A 17,742-nucleotide genomic window follows, 5' to 3' on the forward strand; every position below is an offset into this window, starting at 1 on the left:
CGCACTGTGCGTCATCGCCGCGCGAAGCCTGGGAACACTTGAAAACACAGCGAAATCCCGTCCCCCCGCACAGCAGGGATCACCGCCCGGAGCCCCGCCAGGCGGTGCGCGTCAAGAACAGGATGTTTAGAATTTCGAAAGGCTTTGAAGCCAAAACACGTCGCATCAAGCAACGAACGTCCTCTATTATTACCGTTTGACTCTATGATCTCAAGTTTTTGCTTCCTTTAGTCTCATCTATATCACAGCCGCGCCACCGAGCATTTGGGTACACCGATGGACGTAACTCGCTATTTCGGGGTAGGCGGAAACGCCGGCTTCCACACAATTCCATCGTTTATGGAGTAAGAAACATGGCCACCCTTCCTGGCGGCAACTACGACGACGTCTCCCACGGCACCAACAAGGCCGACGTCCTGGACGGCGGCGCGGGCGACGACACCCTGTTCGGCAACAACGGCAACGACACGCTGCTCGGCGGCGACGGCCGCGACGCCCTGTTCGGCGGCAACGGCCATGACGTGGTCCATGGCGGCGACGGCGCCGACATGCTGATGGGCGGCAACGGCACCGACACCATCGACGGCGGCAACGGCGACGACATCCTGAACGGCGGCAACGGCGACGACGTTCTGCTGGGCGGCCGCGGCCGTGACATCCTGGACGGCGGCAACGGCGACGACACGCTGTCGGGCGGCGACGGCGACGACGTGCTGAAGGGCGGCAAGGGCGACGACGTGCTGGTCGGCGGCGGCCACAACGACATCCTCGACGGCGGCAAGGGCGACGACATCCTGCACGGCGGCACCGGCAACGACGTGCTGCACGGCGGCGAGGGCGACGACTACCTGTTCGGCGACGACGGCAACGACATTCTCGAAGGCGGCAAGGGCAACGACATCCTGTCCGGCGGCGCCGGCCACGACGTGTTCGTGTTCTCCGGCGGCGGCGGTCAGGACGTGGTGCTCGACTTCCGCGCGGGCGAGGACGTGCTCCAGATCGACCGCAACATCAACGGCCTCAAGATCGCCAGCGCCTCGGATCTGGCGGCGCGCGTCACCGACCATGGCGGCGACGCGGTCATCGACCTCGGCAACGGCGACACCATCACGCTGAAGGGCGTGTCGGCCGAGGACATCCACCACCACCCGAACGATTTCTTCGTCGTTCACTAAAGGGACCGGCACCCCGCGGCGGCTCTCCCCCCGCCTGCCGCCGCGGGGTTCGGCTGAAAGCGCATGACCGTTCTCGCTGTCCTGCCGACCTCGGCGTCCATCGCCCACGCGCAGCTTCACGCGCTGGGGGATGACTTCGTCCTCGCCTCCTGGGAGAGCGACGGGCCGGAGACCTCCGGCCGCATCGTTCCCACGCTGGACGGCGAGGAGTCCCGGCCGCCCTACAGCACGCTGTCCGTTCGGACGAGCTGGGGCGGACAGCGCGTCCTGTCCTTCCTGCGCACCCCGCGCCGCCCCGAAGTCCTTCAGGGCGTCACGGTGCGTTTCGTCGCCCAGGGCCGCGTTGTCGCGGAAACCTTGGCCGACACCGAATTCCCCGACCTGGATCCGGCCTTCCTGCTGGGCAGCCTCGACGCGGCGGCCCGGCTGCGCGTCGTCCGGTTCCTGTTCGACGTGGCGCGCTCCACGCCGTCGCTGCGCGGCGACGCCGGTTTCGCCGGCGTGTGCCGCCGCCTCGTGCTGGAGTTGTCGCCGACCCCTTCCCCCGTCGTTGCGCGCGCCGCCGCGACGGACGAGCTGCTGCTCTGCGCCGGCTCGCTGTCCGCCGGCTTCGGCGAGGTGACGGGGGCGGTCATCATCGCCTCCGGCGCCGTCGGCCCCGCCCCGTTCGACGTGTTCGCCGGCTCCACCGTCGAGAAGCGCGGCCGGACCTCCATGTCCTTCCTGGTGGACCGCGCGCTGTGCGCGCCCGGCAACCTGCTGGTCGTGCTGGGGCGCAACGGCCTCGCCTGCCGGACCTTCGACGCGGTGTCGCCGACCCTGCCGACGCTGAACGAGCATCTGTCGGCCCGCCGCGACACGCCGCTGCCCCTGCGCCAGTACATCCTGCGCAGCCTCGCCCAGCGCGGCCGGTCCGACGCGACCGCCGCCGCCGCGGTGCGGGAACTCCAGGTGCTCGCCCCCATCCCGAAGCGGCAGGTGGCCGACGCTAAGCGCTCCATCGGCGCGGCGCTCGACCTCGCGGTGCCGACGGGCGACGGCGGGCTGTTCCTGGCCGGCTGGGTGCACGACCCGCACGGCCTGTCCGGCGCCATCGATCTGCACACCCCCTTCGGCGCCGAACGGCGCCTGGAGGTGCTGGAGCACCGCTTCCCGCGCGAGGACGTGGCGAAGCTGTTCGGCACCGGCTCCGCCGACCGCAGCGGCTTCGTCGCCTACCTGCCGGGCGCGCCCGAGCCCGCCGCCGCGCTGCAAATCCATGCGGAACTGCGGCTCGGCTCCGGCGGGACGATCAAGCTGGTGCCGCCGCTGCGCCCGCTGGCCCCGGCCGACGCCCGCGCCGCCGTGCTGGGCAGCCTGCCGCCGCAGTTCTGCACGCCGCACCTGCTGGAAACGGTGATCGCCCCCGCCGTCGCCCCGCTGCACGCCGCCCATCTGGCGGGCCGCAAGGCGCCGGAGATCGTCACCTTCGGCCGCCGGCCGGAGAACCCGTCGGTTTCCATCATCATTCCGCTCTACAAAACCTTGGAATTCCTTCGTTTCCAGCTGTCCAGCTTCGCCACCGACCCCGGCATGGCGGACGCGGAGCTGGTCTTCGTGCTGGACAGCCCGGAGCAGCGCGACGAGCTGGTGCACCTGCTGCACGGCTTCCACAGCCTGTACGGCCTGCCCATGCTGCTGCTGGTGCAGTCGGCCAACCACGGCTATTCGGCGGCCAACAACGCGGGTGCCGCGGCGGCGTCCGCGCGCACGCTGCTGTTCCTGAACTCCGACGTGATCCCCGACCGGCCGGGCTGGCTGTCGTCCCTCATGGCCGCCCTGGCGGCGCGTCCGGGCACCGGGGCCGTGGGGCCGAAGCTGCTGTTCGACGACGACAGCCTCCAGCACGCCGGGCTCTATTTCGACCGCGACGTGCGCGGGCGCTGGTACAACCACCACTTCTTCAAGGGCCTGCCGCGCGACTTCCTGCCCGCCCGGCGGGAGCGCAGCGTCCCCGGCGTGACCGGCGCCTGCCTGATGATGCCGCGCGCCGTGTTCGAGGCGGTCGGCGGCTTCTGCGAGGACTACATCATCGGCGACTATGAGGACTCCGACCTCTGCCTGCGCGTCCGCGGGGCGGGTCTGGACATCCGCTACGTCCCTTCGGTCGAGCTGTACCACCTGGAGCGCCGCTCGATCAGCCGGCACACGGGCTACACGCGCGGCGTGGCGTCGGAATACAACGGCTGGCTCCACGCCCGCCGCTGGGCCTCCCTGATGGAGGAACTGATGGCCCGCGACTGGGACGAGGTTCCCCCGCCCCCGCCGCCCCCGCCGCTGGTCGCCCCCGCCCGCGCCCCTCTCAGCGCGCCTCTGGGCGCCACATTCACCGCCCCCCTGGCCGCACCGGAACCGCCGCCGCACATCGGGCGCGCGCACCGGAAACGGAAATAGTGCCATGAACGAGATCCTGACCGGCAACCGCCTGGCCGTCCTGCGGCGCGGCACCGACCCGAAGCTGGAATGGCTGTGCGCCCAGGTCGCGCGCAACCGCTTCCTGCCCGTGCCGCCGCCCGACCGCGTCTTCATCGGCGACGGCGATTTCCGCGCCATCGGGGCGGAGTTCCTGCGCCATTTCGTGCGCACCGGCGGCCTGAAGCCCAGCGACCGCGTGCTGGAGATCGGCTGCGGCATCGGGCGCATGGCCGTTCCGCTGACGCAGTATCTGGACTCCTCCTACGACGGCGTGGACATCGTGGAGGACGGCATCCGCTGGTGCGCGGAGACGATCACCCCCGCCTACCCGGACTTCCGCTTCCAATGCCTGGACGTGGCGAACGCTCTGTACAACCCCGGCGGCCGGTTCGACGCGGCGAAGTCCACCCTGCCCTTCCCGGACCACGGGCACGACTTCGTCATCCTGACCTCGGTCGTCACGCACCTGCGCACGGACGAGATGGTGCGCTACGCCGCCGAGATCGGGCGCGTGCTGAAGCCCGGCGGGCGCTGCTTTCTCAGCCTGTTCCTGGTGGACGCCAAGGCGCGCGAGGGCATCGCGGCGAAGACCGCCCGCCCCGCCTTCATCGACGCGCCGGGTCCGGAATACATCGCGGACGAGGCCGCCCCCAACGCCGCCGTCGCCTACGCGGAGCGCTTCCTGCTGAGCGTCTTCGCCGCCCAAGGGCTGAACCCGGCGCGCCCCGTCCTGCGCGGCCACTGGAGCGGCCAGCGCGAGGCCGAGAACTTCCAGGATCTGCTGGTGCTGGAGAAGGAGGGCGCACGATGACCCTTACCCCCGCCGCTCTGCCCCGCGTCCTCGTCATCGCCCACAACCACCCGAGCCTGCACCCCGGCGGCACGGAGATCTTCGCGCACGAACTGTTCAACGGCCTGAAGGCCGCCGGTGCGGAGGCGCTGTTCCTGGCCTGCACCAACGGCATCCACCGTGACCGCAAGCCGGGCACGAACCTCCAGACTCTCGGCCGCAGCGCGGACGAGGTGGTGCTGTGGGCCGGCCATTTCGACCATTTCTTCCAGAGCCAGATCGACCTGCACGGCATCGTGCCGGACCTGTCGAACCTGCTGCGCGCCTTCAAGCCGGACATCGTGCACGTCCACCACACCCTGCTGCTGGGCGTGGAGATGCTGTTCCTGATCCGCCGCGTCTGCCCGGCCGCGAAGATCGTCTACACGCTGCACGACTACTACCCGATCTGCGCCAACGACGGGCAGATGGTGACGACCGGTGCCCACGCGCTGTGCCGGTCCGCCTCGCCCGACGCCTGCCACCGCTGCTTCCCCGACCGCCCGACCGACCAGTTCGTCCTGCGCGAGAAGCACGTCAAGGCGATGTTCGGCCTCGTCGACCGCTTCCTGGCGCCCAGCGCCTTCCTGCGCGACCGCTACATCGCCTGGGGCCTCGCGCCGGAGCGGATTGCCGTGATGGAGAACGGCCGCCCGGCGGTCGATCCGGCCCCGCACCGCGCCCTGGCGCCGGGGGAGGCGCGCAACGCCTTCGCCTATTTCGGCAACCTGAACCCCTTCAAGGGCGTGACCGTGGCGCTGGACGCCGTGGCGCGGCTGGCCAGGCAGGGGCAGGACCTGTCGCTCGCCGTCCATGGCGGGGCGCCCTTCCAGACCGACGCCTTCAAGGCGAAGGTCGAGGAGGGCTTCAAGGCCGCCAATGGCCTCGCCGTTCCGCACGGCCCCTACCGGCGCGAGGAGATGCCGGACCTGATGGCGGCATCCGACTGGGTGCTGACGCCCTCCATCTGGTGGGAGAACGCGCCGCTGGTCATCCGGGAGGCTTTCCAGCACCGCCGCCCGGTCATCTGCAGCGGCATCGGCGGCATGGCCGAAGCGGTGCGCGACGGGGTTGACGGGCTGCATTTCCGGGCGGGGGACGCCGCGGATCTCGCCCGCGTCATGACCCGTGCCATGACCGAGCCGGGGCTTTGGGAACGGCTCGTGTCCAACATACCGGCGGTCCGCAAGACGGGCGAGGCCGCCGCAAAACACATCGTCCTCTACGACGAGTTGATTGCGAATACGGGGGGAACAGGGTTGCACGGCTCGTTTGCGGGGAGCATCGCAGGATGAAGGAACCGATCACCAAGGCCGACATCACGGCGGCCATTCTTCTGGACGACGACACGCTGGTGCTGTTCGGCGCCATCGACCGGCCGCTGCCGGCGATGGCCGGCGTGCATCTGGACGGCGAGACGGAGGGACGCTTCGCCGGCCGCTGCTGGACCGACGCCGAAGGGGAGCGCTGGTTCCTGGGCGGCATCCGGGTGCCGGGCCTTGCCCAGATGCGCCCGACGCGCGTCGAGATCACGGAGGAGAGCGGGGACCGTCTCGTCCTGCCGCGCCTGTCCAACGTCCGCACCAACCCCGCCCACCTGATCGCCGCGCTGAAGGGCTTCCAGCCCGGCGCGCTGGCGTTGGCGCTGGACTTCGCCGTGGCGCTCGCCGCCTCCTCCGAAGGGCCGTCGGACCGCATCGGCCGCCTGCTCTCCGGCCTCGCGCAGGAGGTGTCGCAGCCCGACGGCTTCGCGGAGCTGTTCGGCCGCTTCCGCGACGGCAGCCTGATGCTCCAGGGCTGGGCGCGCAGCGTCAAGACCGGCCCGCAGAAGCTGCTGATCGAGGCCGACGATCTCGGCGCCTACCGCGCCACCGCCGCCTCCTTCGCGCGGCCGGACCTGCCGTCCGACGCGGCGGGCGTGCTGGCCGTGCTGACCGACGCCACCCCGGCGCCGGGCACCATCCGCCGCATCCACTACCGCGCCGCCGACGGCTGGCGCCACATGGAGATGTTCGAGCACCGCACCATCCTGCCGGACGGCGTGGCCTCCGCCCACATCCGCGACATGCTGGGCAACCTTCAGGACGCCGAGGCGCGCCAGCAGGTCGGCCGCATCGCCGCCTCGCGCTACGACGGGGCGGAGACGGTCTCCAAGCTCGACATCCCCGTGCGCACCGGGCTGGACATGGCGCTGCGCGTGCCGGGGGCCGGCCTGTTCGTCGCCGGCTGGCTGCTCGACCCCACGCGGCAGGTGCGCGCCGTCACGCTGAAGGGGCCGGGCGTCTCCGCCCGCCTGGACGCGGAGTGGTCGCGGCTGGCCCGCCGCGACGTGACGGAGGCCTTCCAGCATGACGGGCTGTTCGCCGGCCGCCTCGTGCCGGGCCAGGACCAGCACGGCTTCACCGCCTTCGCCGCCGAGCCCGCCGGCCTGCCCGGCGGCCTGTCCGCCAGCCTGTCCAATGGTGCCGAGTTCCACCTCGAACTCGAACTGGCTGACGACCGCTTCGCCTTCATGCCGCTGAGCTGCCTGCCCCCGGCGCCGGAGGCCCTGAACCGCATGCTGGCGCTGGTCAACCTGGACAGCCCGAGCATCGATCAGCTGATCGCCCGCCATGTCGGGCCGATGCTGCGCGCCGCGCGCTCCCGTGTCGCGGAGATCCCGGCGACCGGCATCCACCCGATGGGCCGCCCGGTGCGGACGCCGCGCGTGTCGGTCGTGATGCCGGTCACCGACGGGCGCGCCGACGTGGACCTCAACATCGCCCGCCTCGCCATCGACCCGGACTTCGCGGAGGCCGAACTGCTGGTCGTCGCGGCGGCCGGCACGCACGAGCGGCTGGGCGGTGCGGTCCGGCAGGCCGCCGCCTTCTACCGCCTGTCGGTCACCTTCGTCGCGGCCCCCGAGGCGACCGACGCCTTCGAGGCGATCGCCGCCGCCCTGCCCCACGCCCGTGCGGAGCGGGTGCTGATGCTCTCCCCCTCCGTCCTGCCGACCGGCAAGGGCTGGCTGTCGGCGCTGGAGCGGGTGTCGCGCAAGTCCGGCGGGCCGGTGATGGTCAGCCCGACGCTGCTCTACGAAGACCACTCCATCCGCTTCGCCGGCATCATGGCGGTGGAGGGGGCGGACGGCACCCGCTGCTTCGAGCGGCGCTTCGCCGGCTACCCGCAGGACTGGCTGAAGGAGCAGGACGCGGCCACCGTGGACGCCGCCGCCCCGGAATGCGCCCTGCTGCCCAAGGACGCGCTGGCCCGCGCGCTGGCCTCCATGGGCGCCTACCTGGGGGCCGACCACAAGGGGCTGGACCTCTGCCTGCGGCTGCGCGCGCTGGGCGGAGCCTGCGTCTGGCTGCCGCGCGTCACGCTGGTGGCGCTGGACGAGCAGCCCCGCGATGCCCACGCCGACCGCTGGCGCCGGGCGGGCGCCCTGGTGGACCGCTGGAGCTTCGAGGAAAGCTGGTCCGCCCGCGTCGCCGCCTGACCCCCGTAGCCCCGCAGCCGCCTTTCGAAGATCGGTCGATCCCATGAGCAACAAACGCGTCCTGATCGTCAGCCACGGCCACCCCGCCTTTTCGCTGGGCGGTGCGGAGGTCGCCTCCTACAACCTGCACCTCGGCCTGCACGACCTGCCGGGCTGGGAGAGCCATTACCTGGCCCGCACCTCCCCGCCGGTGACGCCGCACGGCAGTTCCGCCCTGATGGCGCTGCGCCAGAAGGAACGGGAGGTCCTCTACCACGCCAACGACTACGACCACTTCCGCCTGTCGAACCGGAACCTGCCGGGGCTGGAGAAGGACTTCGTCCGCTACGTGCGCGACCTCCAGCCGGACGTGGTGAACTTCCACCACTTCATCGGGCTGGGCGTGGAGACGATCCAGGCGATCCGGCAGGCACTGCCGCGCGTGCCCATCGTCGTGACCTTCCACGAGTATCTGTCCATCTGCCACCACCACGGCCAGATGGTGAAGACCAGCCGCAACACGCTGTGCTACCGCTCCAGCCCCGCGGACTGCGCCGGCTGCTTCCCGCACATCGGCGAGGCGGAGTTCTTCAAGCGCGAGCTGTTCCTGAAGACCTTCCTGGAGCAGGCGGACTTCTACATCAGCCCGTCGAACTTCCTGATCGACCGCTACGTCGAGTGGGGCCTCCCCCGCGAGAAGTTCCGCATGATCGAGAACGGCCTGACCATCGAGGGCATCGCCCCGCCCCGCCCGCTGGCGCGCGGCGGCAAGCGCAACCGCTTCGCCTTCTTCGGCCAGCTGACCGAGTTCAAGGGCGCCCATGTGCTGGTCGACGCCATCGGCCGCATCCCGGACAAGATCTGGGGCGAGGACGGCGCGCTGATGATCTTCGGCGGCAACCTGGAACGCCAGCCGGAGGCCTACCAGAAGAAGTTCAACGACGCGGTGGAGCGGGCCGGCGACCGCGTGCGCTTCTACGGCAGCTACCGCTCGACCGAGCTGCCCGGCCTGATGAAGGACGTGGACTGGATGGTGATCCCCTCGATCTGGTGGGAGAACTCGCCCGTCGTCATCCAGGAAGCCTTCCTGCACGGCCGCCCGATCATCGCCAGCAACATCGGCGGCATGGCGGAAAAGGTCACCCACGGCGTGGACGGCCTGCATTTCCGCAGCGCCAGCGTCGAGGATCTGGTGGACCGCATGACCGAGGCGCTGACCACCCCCGACCTGTGGGACCGCCTGCGCATGCGCATCCGCCGCCCCATCGACCGCGCCGAATGCGCCCGGCGGCATGCGGAGGTGTACGAAGGCCTGATCACGGCGGCCGGTGGCGGTTCGGTGAGCCTGCCCGAACGCGCCGTGGCGCAGAAGGTATAAAGCCTCATGCGGACGCGCGAGCACGGCAACGGCAGCCCCCTCCCTAACCCTCCCCCGCCTTCGGCGGTGGAGGGGACTTGGGCGCAGCGGCGGCAGTCCCCTCTCCCGCGCAGCGGGGGAGGGTTAGGGAGGGGGCTCGCGCCCTCACTTCTCCTCACCGCCCTCACCCTCCTCACCACCCCCGCCCACGCCACGGACCTGCGCGTCGCCGTCCCCGCCTCCGCCACGGTGGAGACCGTCTACGACCACCGCAGCCAGGCCTGCGAGGATTGGGACGTGCCCGACGCCCCGGCGCGCGCCTGGAAGGGGGCGGACGGCGCCGTCCACCTGCTGGCCGCGCACACCCGTGCCCGCGTGCTGACCGGCCCCTCTCTCTCCAAACTCACCCACGACTGCCGCGTCGTCTTCCAGTCCGGCGGGCGGGACGACCCGGCGCGCTACGACGATGTGGGCTGGCTGACCTCGCCCTACACGCTGGACGGCACCACCGTCTACGCGCTGGTCCACAACGAGTATCACGGGCACAAGCGCCGCGACCTCTGCCCGGTCGGCGACTACATGGCCTGCTGGTGGAACGCGCTGACCCTCTCCGTCTCGCACGACGGCGGGCGCAGCTTCGGACCCGGCCGCTACGTCGCGGGCATCCCCTACAAGTTCCGCGGCGACCTCGGCCACCGTGCCGGGCTGTTCGCGCCCAGCAACATCGTGGAGCGCGAAGGCTGGTACTACGCCACGGCCTTCGCGGAAGGAATGGACGCCCAGAAGCGCGGTGTCTGCCTGATGCGCACCCGCGACCTCGCCGACCCCAAGTCCTGGCGCGCCTGGGACGGGCGGGACTTCACCGTCCGCTTCGCCGATCCCTACGCGGAGGGCGAGTCCGACGCCGCCGCTCACGCCTGCGCGCCGCTGCCCGCCGACCGCCTGCCCTTCACCGTGACCAGCCTCGTCCGCCACGCGGGCACCGGCCTCTACGTCGCCGTCATGGCCGGGCGGCGGGCGGAGCGGCCGGGGATGGAGCCGGTGTCGGGCGTCTGGACCTCCACCTCCCCCGACCTCGTGAACTGGTCGGCGCCGCGCCTCGCGCTCGCCGCCCCGCTGCTGACCGACAAGGCCTGTGGCGTGGCGGAGACCTACTATTACCCCGCCATCCTCGACCCGAACGCGAAGACGCGGAACTTCGAGGACGCCGGCAACACGGCCTACCTCTACCTGACCCGCCTCGCCCAGTCCGGCTGCAAGCCGACGCCGCAACGCGATCTCGTCCGAATAATGATCCGCCTGGATCCGTCGCCCGGTTGATAAAATCCGGCGGCAAAAAGCATCGATACTCTTTCAGTCCACCACACCCCGATCCCCAGGAGAATTCCATTGGCGAACATTCTGGTCATGATTCCCTCCGGCGAAGTCTACGACCATGACTGCGTGCGGTGGTACGGCTATCAAAACATTCAGCGCAGCATCAACCATTACCACAACATCGGCGACGCCTTCGTCTACGACTCGTCGCTGAAGCTCCTGACCTTCGATCGCCTGGACGTCGTGGAGATCCGTGAGTTCAAGCAGGAGGTGGTGGACCGGGCGAACGCCGAATACGACTACGTCTTCCTGCGCGGCTCCAATTACATCCACAACCACATGACCTGGCCGGAAGCGACCGAGCAGGTGCTGTCGAAGCTGCGCATCCCCGTCATCGCCTTCGGCGTCGGCGCCCAGGCCCCGGCGACGGGCAAGATCGAGCTGTCGGACGAGAGCAAGCGCATCTGGCAGATGTTCGCCGACAAGTCCACGACGATCGGCGTGCGCGGCACCTACACGGCCGAAGTGCTGTGGGACCTCGGCATCAAGAACGTGCGCATCGTCGGCTGCCCGACCGCCTTCCGCAACCGCGACCCGGAACTGCGCATCGACCTGCCCGCGCTGGACAGCGTGCGCAACGTCGGCATCACCATGCGCCGCGAGGTGTCCAGCCACTATTCGCCGGACGTGAAGACCTATCTGGAGCGCCACCGCGACTTCGTGAAGGACATGTCCCGCCGCTTCGACACCGTGCTGATGATGCAGGGCGAGGTCGAGGAGAAGAAGCTGCTCTGGGGCACCGACGAGCAGAAGGCCGAGGCCTGGGCGCACCTGCACGAGAACAACTGGCTGAAGAGCTGGTACTTCGACGAGGAGATGGACGAGCTGTACCGCAACCGCCTGTGGTACTCGGACGTCGTCGCCGATTATGAGAGCATCGTCCGGTCGAAAGATCTCGTGCTGGGCTACCGCCTGCACGGCAACCTGATGGCGCTGTCGAACGGCACGCCGTCGGTCTACTTCAGCTACGACAGCCGCACGGCGGAATTCGCGGAGACCTTCGCGATCCCCTGCTACGACGTCTATTCGAACAAGCCCTTCGTCCTGGAGGAATACTGGGACCAGAGCCTGTTCGAGAAGTTCAACCGCACCTTCTACCAGCGCTACCGCGACATGCGGGAGTTCCTGGACGAGAACTACATCCCCCACCGGATGCCCAGCCCGGCCGCGCGCAAGACCCCGCAGCGCAAGGCCGCCTGACGGCATGGGTGGTCGTTGGGTTTCGGCTTCGCCTCAACCCAACCTACGGCCGCGAACTCCGTAGGTTGGGTTGAGCCCCGCGAAACCCAACGACCACCCGTTTTCCCTCCCCGTTTCCCGTTGGACCAGCCATGCCCGACACCGCCATCAACGAAGCCGGCCTCAGCGACGCCAACCTCTCCGTCATCGAAGGCCGCGTGGACGCGATCCAGGCCGGCCGCATCTACGGCTGGGCCTGGGACCGCTCCCACCCGGCCGACCGGCTGGAGGTTGAGTTCCGGGCGGACGGCCCGGACGGGAGCCCGCTTGTGCTGGGCCGCACGCTGGCCGACCGCCCGCGCGAGGATCTTGTGGGCGGCGGCTTCGGCGACGGCGCCCACGCCTTCGAGGCCGACCTGACCCTGCCGCCGGGGCTCGACCCGTCGCGCGTGGTGGCGGTGGTCGTCGCCCCCAGCACCGGCGCCGTCGCGACCTTCGCGCAGCCGAGTGCGGAGGAAAAGCTGCTGGAGCAGACGCTGGCCCCGCACCTCCTGCGCATCGGCGACGGGGTGGAGGCGGCGCGGCGCGACCACCAGCAGATCGTCGCCGCCCAGCAGGGCCTCGCCCGCCTGATCCGCGACCTTCAGGAGCGCGTCGGCGCCGAGCAGGCCGGCGGCGCCGCGGCCACCGCGCAGCAGGCGGCGCTTGCCGAAACGCTGTCCGAGCTGAAGGAGCGCGTGAACGGGCTGGAGGTCTTCCTCGTGCGCATGGACACGACGATGCGCGGCTTCGACGCGGCGATGAAGGCCAAGGCGGCCCCCACCCACGCCCCGATGATCACCGCGGCCATGGGCGGCGCGGTCGGCGCTCTGCTCGCCGCCGTCATCGCCCGTGCCATCTTCGGGTAGGATCCGTCCGGGCGCGTCGCTATATAGGACGCTCCGTCACGGGATCATCCAGGACCAGTTCGTCATGAGCCAGACCGACTACCCCTCGCCACAAGACGCCACCATCGCCGAGCGCGTCGCCAAGACCGGCATCGACGAGGCGATGATCGAGGCGCTGGTGCGCACCTTCTACGGCAAGATCATGACGGATCCGGTGCTGGGTCCCATCTTCGGCGCGGCCATCACCGACTGGGAGCCGCACCTGCGCAAGATGATGGACTTCTGGTCCTCGGTCGCGCTGCTGACCCACCGCTACGACGGCCGCCCCCTGCCCGTCCACGTCCGCTTCGACATCGGCCCGGAGCATTTCGACCGCTGGCTGACCCTGTTCCGCGAGACCACCGCCGAAGTCTGCTCCCCCGCAGCCGCCGCCTTCTTCGAAGACCGCGCCCGCAACATCGGCCGCAGCATCCAGATGGGCGTGGACTTCTTCCGCAAGCAGCAGGCCGGGGCGCAGTAAAGCGCCCGGTTTTTCCTTTTTACATAAGGCCCGTCATCCCCGCGAAGGCGGGGATCCAGAGTTTTCCGCTGGTGTACGTAGTGCGAAGTTCTGGATCCCCGCCTTCGCGGGGATGACGGAAATCTTACGGAAGGGCAATAGTTCCGAATGCGCTCGCCTCTCTCCCAGCGAGGCGGGCAAGGGCGGTGAAAACTCACGTCCCCCTGAGCGGCTTCCCCGGCACGCCCAGGCTGTCCGCGAAGTCGCGGACGCCGGGGATGGTCATCATGTTCGCGTCCTTGACGTAGACATACTGCCTGGCTCCAAGCTCGTACTCGGTCATCGTGATGCCCTTGGCCTGGCAGCGCTTCAGCTCCTCCGGGCGGACGCGGCGGTCGGAGACGACCATGTCCGGGTGCTCCAGCCCCACCCCGGCGCAGAAGCTGCGGAAGCCGCTGTTGGTGCCCTCCGCGACGAGGCGCGGCTTGGTGTCGGGGGTGCCGCCGAAGCGGTCCGACGCGCTGCGGACCGATCCCTCCATGGCGGGGCTGCCGACGATCCAGATGCCGCGCTCTTCCGGCGGCGGCTTCGGCACGGACGGGACCGGCAGGGTCGCGGTCTGCGTCCGCGACGGCTGTTGGAACCCCGGGAACTGGCACCCCGCCAGCACCGCCGCCGTGGCGAGCACGACCATCCCCTTCGCGACACGCTTCACCCTGCCCTCCCCTGACGTTCCTTGCGACATGCGCGCTGGTGCAACGGTCAACGGGACCGTATGGCTCCCAGATGGCGCGCGAGCGCCGCTTCCAAAAGGCGCGGCGTGACGGGCTTGTGGATGAGCCCCAGCTGGTGGGCGGCGGCGTCCCGTTGGGGTTCCGGGCCGATCTCGCCGGTGATGATGATGCCGGGGATGCGCTCGTCGAACATCGCGCGGATGCGCTGGACGGCTTCCGTGCCGACCCGCCCCTGGCGCAGGCGGTAGTCGACCAGCACGACGTCCGGTCGCTTGCCGCCGTTGCGCAGCCGCGCCATCGCCTGATCGGTGCCGCCGGCGGTCAGCACGTCAAAGCCCCACTCGCGCAGCATCGTCGCCAGCCCCAGCATGACGATGGCGTCGTCCTCCACGACCACGGCGAAGCGCCGCTCTGCCTCCTCCTTCCCACCGGACGGCGGCGGAGACAGCGCCGGCATCCGGGGCTGGACGGCCACAGTGTGAGGGGAGGTGTGAGGGGGCGGGGCCGTCCCGCCGGCCTGACGCCCCAGCGGCACGCTGACCGAGAAGATGGACCCGCGTCCGGGCTTGGACACGACCTCCACCGGGTGGTCGAGCAGCCGCGCCAGCCGGCGCACGATGGCGAGCCCCAGCCCCAGCCCCTGGTCGCGGTCGCGCTCCGGGTTGCCGACCTGATGGAACTCCTCGAAGATGCGGCCCTGCTGCTCGGACGCGATGCCGATGCCGGTGTCGTGCACCTCGATGCGCAGCCGCGCGCCGTGCGGAACGCAGTCGATCATGATGCGGCCGCGCTCGGTGTAGCGGATGGCGTTGTCCACGAGGTTGCGCAGCATGCGGCCGAGCAGCACACGGTCGCTGCGCACGATGCCCGTGTTGGGAATCGCCTGCCAGTCCAGCCCCTTGGCCTGGGCGATGGGAGCATAGCTCGCGGTCAGCTGGCCGATCAGGTCGGCGATGGGGAACTCCTCGACCTGCGGGGCGACCACCCCGGCGTCGAGCCGCGAGACGTCGAGCAGCGTGTCCAGCAGCTCCTTCAGCGTGTCCAGCCCCTGCTGGAGCCGGTCCAGCACGAGCCGCCCCGGCTCGTCCGCGATGTGGGAGCGCAGCGCCCCGGCGAACAGCAGGATCGACTGCATGGGCTGGCGCAGGTCGTGGCTGGCCGCGGCCAGGAACCGGCCCTTGGAGCGGTCCGCCTCTTCGGCGGCCTGCTGGGCGCGGCGGATGTCGTGGATGTCCACCGCCGTGCCGATCCAGGAGACGAGCCGGCCGTTCTCGCGCATCGGCACGACGCGGCAGAAATGCCACCGCCACGCCCCATCGGCGCGCCGCACGCGCATCTCGTGCTGGTAAGGCTGCCCCGCGACGATGGCCGCCGTGCGCAGATCAAGCAGCGGCTGGCGGTCGTCGGGGTGAATGAAGTTCCACAGGAAATCGGTGGTCTTGGTCAGGCCGGTGTAGTTTCTCCACTCCGAATTCACGAAGTCCGTCGTGCCGTCCGCCCGGTTGATCCACATGAGCTGCGGCGTGTGGTCGATCAGCGTGCGGAAGCGCGCCTCGCTGGCCTTCAGCGCCTCTTCCGCGCGCTTGCGGGCGGTGATGTCGCGCGCCACCCCGGCCACACCGACGATGGCGCCCTCCGCGTCGCGCAGCGGCATCACCGCGATCATCAGGACCCGCGTGCCTCCGCTGCCGGGAAAGGGCAGCTCCTCCTCGGCGGTTTCCTCATGCCCGGTCTCCATGACCCGCGCACACAGCCCCTCCAGCCGCTCGGCGTCGGTGGCCGGGAACAGGTCGTCGGCGCACAGCCCGACGAACGCCTCGCGCGGACGGCCGAGCAGCCGGGCCATCGCGGAATTCACCAGCGTGTAGCGGTTCTGCCGGTTCTTCGCGAAGATGGGATCGCTGGCGCTTTCCAGGATGCTTTCCAGCAGGGCGTTCTTGTCCAGCAGCTTCGCCTCGGCCTCGCTGGTGGCGCGCTGGGCGGCGCGGGCCTCCAGCTCGTGCATGGCGATCTGGGCGAACTCCCCCAGATCCCGCCGGTTCTCCGCGTCGAAGTCGGGGTGTGGCTCGGTGTCGATGATGCAGAAGGTGCCGATCAGCAACCCCTCCGGCGTTTTCAGCGGGGCGCCGGCGTAGAAGCGCAGGTGTGGCGGGCCGGTCACCAGTTCGTTCCCGGCCGACCGCTCGTCCTTCAGCGTGTCCGGGATGACCAGAACCTGATCTTCCAGGATGGTGAAGGAGCAGAAGGAAATCCGCCGTTCGATGGCCGACTCGTCCAGGCCAAAGCGGGCCTTGCACCACTGACGCGTCTCGTCCACCAGATTGACGAGCGCGATCGGCACGCCGAAATGGCGGGAGGCGAGACGCGTCAGGCGGTCGAAGACGGGCTCCGGCGGGGTGTCGAGCACGCCGTAGCCCTTGAGCTTGTCGATGCGGGCAAGCTCGTTGACCGGCCAAGGCGGCACGATGCTGTTCAATGCTGTCCCTTGCTCAGATCTTTCGTGCACAAAAACTTAGCAAATCGGCACAAAGCTGAGTGCGCTCTTCCGGACAGGGGCGATACTGCACCAAGGCCCTAACGATTCTGCTGATAGCCCTGATGGGTCGTATTCTGCTTCGTATTGCCCTGCCGGTCCTGCTGTTCCAGATTGCCGGGCGCCGGGCGGTTGGTGGCCGCCTGGTCGTTCGCCTCCGCGTCGGGGCTGCTTCCGGGGCCGCTGCTTCCGGGACCTTTATCGCTGCGCCCCTCGGGCGGCACCGGCGGCATGGACTTGGTCATTGGGCACTCCTCGTTGTGGCGATCCTTCCCTTTCGAAACATCCCCTGACGCGCCCGGTTCCGCCTCTTGCGGCGATGCGCGCGGAAATGACGCGACGCCGTCCCCACTTGGTTTAAAAAGGACCTCCCTCCCCCTGCCTGGAGCCGAGAATGCCGGACAGCACGCCGAACCACGAATCCTCCAGCTACCGCATCGCCTTCGAGGACCGCGACTTCCTGCTGGGCGAGCCGATGCGCGGGGTGCGCTTCATGCTCGAATACTCCAAGCCGGAGCTGCACCTGAAGACCTGGGGCATACGCTCGACGATCGTGGTCTACGGCAGCGCCCGCGTTCCCTCGCCCGAGCAGGCTGAACGCATGCTTCGCGAAGCCCGCACTCCCGAAGAGAGGGAGCGCGCCGAACGCCGCGCCAAGCAGGTGCCCTGGTACGAGGAGGCGCGCAAGTTCGGCCGCATCGTGTCGGAGCACGGCGGCGCGCTCGTCCCGACGGAGGAGGGCTTGCGCGACAACGTGATCGCCACCGGCGGCGGCCCCGGCCTGATGGAGGCCGCCAACCGCGGCGCCAAGGAGGCCGGCGCGCCCAGCGTCGGCTTCAACATCAGCCTGCCGCACGAGCCGCGCCCGAACCCCTACAGCACGCCGGACCTGACCTTCCGCTTCCATTATTTCGCCATCCGCAAGATGCATCTGGCGATGCGCGCCAACGGCTTGGCGATCTTCCCCGGCGGCTTCGGCACCTTCGACGAGGCGTTCGAGATCCTGAACCTGCGCAACACGAACAAGGCCTCGCGCCTGCCCATCGTGTTCGTCGGCCGCGACTACTGGAACGAGGTCGTCAACTTCCAGGCGCTGGCCGACCACGGCATGATCAGCCCGGGCGACCTGGACCTCTTCGACATCGTCGACACGGCGGAGGAAGCCTGGGACTGCATGACCAACCTCGGCCTGAAACGCGGCACCCCACCCCTGGGACCGGCCGGCACCGGCAAGTCCTCGGCGGAAGAGGAAGAGTAAACG

Annotated in this window: 14 protein-coding genes; 11 read left to right on the forward strand and 3 right to left on the reverse strand. The window is 69.8% G+C overall.

What is annotated here, in order from left to right; genetic code table 11:
• Positions 1 to 353 precede the first annotated feature (353 nt).
• From ACSVC7_RS11885 to ACSVC7_RS11930, 10 genes are all read left to right on the forward strand, one after another.
• On the forward strand, positions 354 to 1,175 hold the full coding sequence (locus ACSVC7_RS11885) for a calcium-binding protein (protein WP_483508304.1): 822 nt from the start codon (positions 354 to 356) through the stop codon (positions 1,173 to 1,175).
• 63 nt (positions 1,176 to 1,238) lie between these two features.
• Complete coding sequence (locus ACSVC7_RS11890; protein WP_448204558.1) at positions 1,239 to 3,608, forward strand: glycosyltransferase family 2 protein; 2,370 nt, start codon at positions 1,239 to 1,241, stop codon at positions 3,606 to 3,608.
• Positions 3,609 to 3,612: 4 nt separating this feature from the next.
• Positions 3,613 to 4,440: a class I SAM-dependent methyltransferase gene (locus tag ACSVC7_RS11895; protein ID WP_448204557.1), complete on the forward strand. Its 828-nt coding sequence runs from the start codon at positions 3,613 to 3,615 to the stop codon at positions 4,438 to 4,440.
• Complete coding sequence (locus ACSVC7_RS11900; protein WP_448204556.1) at positions 4,437 to 5,753, forward strand: glycosyltransferase family 4 protein; 1,317 nt, start codon at positions 4,437 to 4,439, stop codon at positions 5,751 to 5,753. The genes ACSVC7_RS11895 and ACSVC7_RS11900 overlap by 4 nt, the downstream gene beginning before the upstream one ends.
• Positions 5,750 to 7,936, forward strand: a complete 2,187-nt coding sequence (locus tag ACSVC7_RS11905) for a glycosyltransferase family 2 protein (protein WP_448204555.1) — start codon at positions 5,750 to 5,752, stop codon at positions 7,934 to 7,936. Before ACSVC7_RS11900 ends, ACSVC7_RS11905 begins: the two co-directional genes overlap by 4 nt.
• A 43-nt stretch (positions 7,937 to 7,979) precedes the next feature.
• Complete coding sequence (locus tag ACSVC7_RS11910; RefSeq protein WP_448204554.1) at positions 7,980 to 9,293, forward strand: glycosyltransferase family 4 protein; 1,314 nt, start codon at positions 7,980 to 7,982, stop codon at positions 9,291 to 9,293.
• Positions 9,294 to 9,299: 6 nt separating this feature from the next.
• Positions 9,300 to 10,592, forward strand: coding sequence for a hypothetical protein (locus ACSVC7_RS11915; RefSeq protein WP_448204553.1), 1,293 nt, complete (start codon positions 9,300 to 9,302; stop codon positions 10,590 to 10,592).
• A gap of 69 nt (positions 10,593 to 10,661) precedes the next feature.
• On the forward strand, positions 10,662 to 11,849 hold the full coding sequence (locus ACSVC7_RS11920) for a polysaccharide pyruvyl transferase family protein (RefSeq protein WP_448204552.1): 1,188 nt from the start codon (positions 10,662 to 10,664) through the stop codon (positions 11,847 to 11,849).
• Between the two features lie 131 nt (positions 11,850 to 11,980).
• Positions 11,981 to 12,736: a hypothetical protein gene (locus ACSVC7_RS11925; RefSeq protein WP_448204551.1), complete on the forward strand. Its 756-nt coding sequence runs from the start codon at positions 11,981 to 11,983 to the stop codon at positions 12,734 to 12,736.
• 64 nt (positions 12,737 to 12,800) lie between these two features.
• Positions 12,801 to 13,235, forward strand: coding sequence for a group III truncated hemoglobin (locus ACSVC7_RS11930; RefSeq protein WP_448204550.1), 435 nt, complete (start codon positions 12,801 to 12,803; stop codon positions 13,233 to 13,235).
• Between the two features lie 193 nt (positions 13,236 to 13,428).
• On the opposite strand, the gene ACSVC7_RS11935 is transcribed toward ACSVC7_RS11930, so the two are convergent.
• The 3 genes from ACSVC7_RS11935 to ACSVC7_RS11945 all read right to left on the reverse strand — a co-directional run bounded on the left by ACSVC7_RS11935 (position 13,429) and on the right by ACSVC7_RS11945 (position 16,726).
• A complete protein-coding gene (locus ACSVC7_RS11935) occupies positions 13,429 to 13,929 on the reverse strand; it encodes a type 2 periplasmic-binding domain-containing protein (RefSeq protein ID WP_448204549.1) in 501 nt (166 codons plus the stop codon).
• Positions 13,930 to 13,976: 47 nt separating this feature from the next.
• The gene (locus ACSVC7_RS11940) at positions 13,977 to 16,424 is read right to left on the reverse strand and encodes a hybrid sensor histidine kinase/response regulator (RefSeq protein WP_448204548.1); all 2,448 of its coding nucleotides are present in this window, start codon (positions 16,422 to 16,424) and stop codon (positions 13,977 to 13,979) included.
• A gap of 98 nt (positions 16,425 to 16,522) precedes the next feature.
• Entirely contained in the window at positions 16,523 to 16,726 is a 204-nt protein-coding gene (locus ACSVC7_RS11945; protein ID WP_448204547.1) for a hypothetical protein, read from the reverse strand.
• A gap of 149 nt (positions 16,727 to 16,875) precedes the next feature.
• Here ACSVC7_RS11945 and ACSVC7_RS11950 point away from each other — a divergent pair, with 149 nt between their 5' ends.
• Entirely contained in the window at positions 16,876 to 17,739 is an 864-nt protein-coding gene (locus ACSVC7_RS11950) for an LOG family protein (RefSeq protein WP_448204546.1), read from the forward strand.
• Positions 17,740 to 17,742: the final 3 nt, after the last annotated feature.

The sequence above is a fragment of the Azospirillum mesophilum genome (assembly GCF_053470405.2).

Bases quoted from the DNA above. Each gene is read 5' to 3' on its own strand.
- ACSVC7_RS11910 (WP_448204554.1), top strand. From the start codon at position 7,980: ATGAGCAACAAACGCGTCCTGATCGTCAGCCACGGCCACCCCGCCTTT.
- ACSVC7_RS11915 (WP_448204553.1), top strand. From the start codon at position 9,300: ATGCGGACGCGCGAGCACGGCAACGGCAGCCCCCTCCCTAACCCTCCC.
- ACSVC7_RS11925 (WP_448204551.1), top strand. From the start codon at position 11,981: ATGCCCGACACCGCCATCAACGAAGCCGGCCTCAGCGACGCCAACCTC.
- ACSVC7_RS11945 (WP_448204547.1), bottom strand. From the start codon at position 16,726: ATGACCAAGTCCATGCCGCCGGTGCCGCCCGAGGGGCGCAGCGATAAA.
- ACSVC7_RS11900 (WP_448204556.1), top strand. From the start codon at position 4,437: ATGACCCTTACCCCCGCCGCTCTGCCCCGCGTCCTCGTCATCGCCCAC.
- ACSVC7_RS11930 (WP_448204550.1), top strand. From the start codon at position 12,801: ATGAGCCAGACCGACTACCCCTCGCCACAAGACGCCACCATCGCCGAG.
- ACSVC7_RS11905 (WP_448204555.1), top strand. From the start codon at position 5,750: ATGAAGGAACCGATCACCAAGGCCGACATCACGGCGGCCATTCTTCTG.
- ACSVC7_RS11950 (WP_448204546.1), top strand. From the start codon at position 16,876: ATGCCGGACAGCACGCCGAACCACGAATCCTCCAGCTACCGCATCGCC.
- ACSVC7_RS11890 (WP_448204558.1), top strand. From the start codon at position 1,239: ATGACCGTTCTCGCTGTCCTGCCGACCTCGGCGTCCATCGCCCACGCG.
- ACSVC7_RS11885 (WP_483508304.1), top strand. From the start codon at position 354: ATGGCCACCCTTCCTGGCGGCAACTACGACGACGTCTCCCACGGCACC.
- ACSVC7_RS11895 (WP_448204557.1), top strand. From the start codon at position 3,613: ATGAACGAGATCCTGACCGGCAACCGCCTGGCCGTCCTGCGGCGCGGC.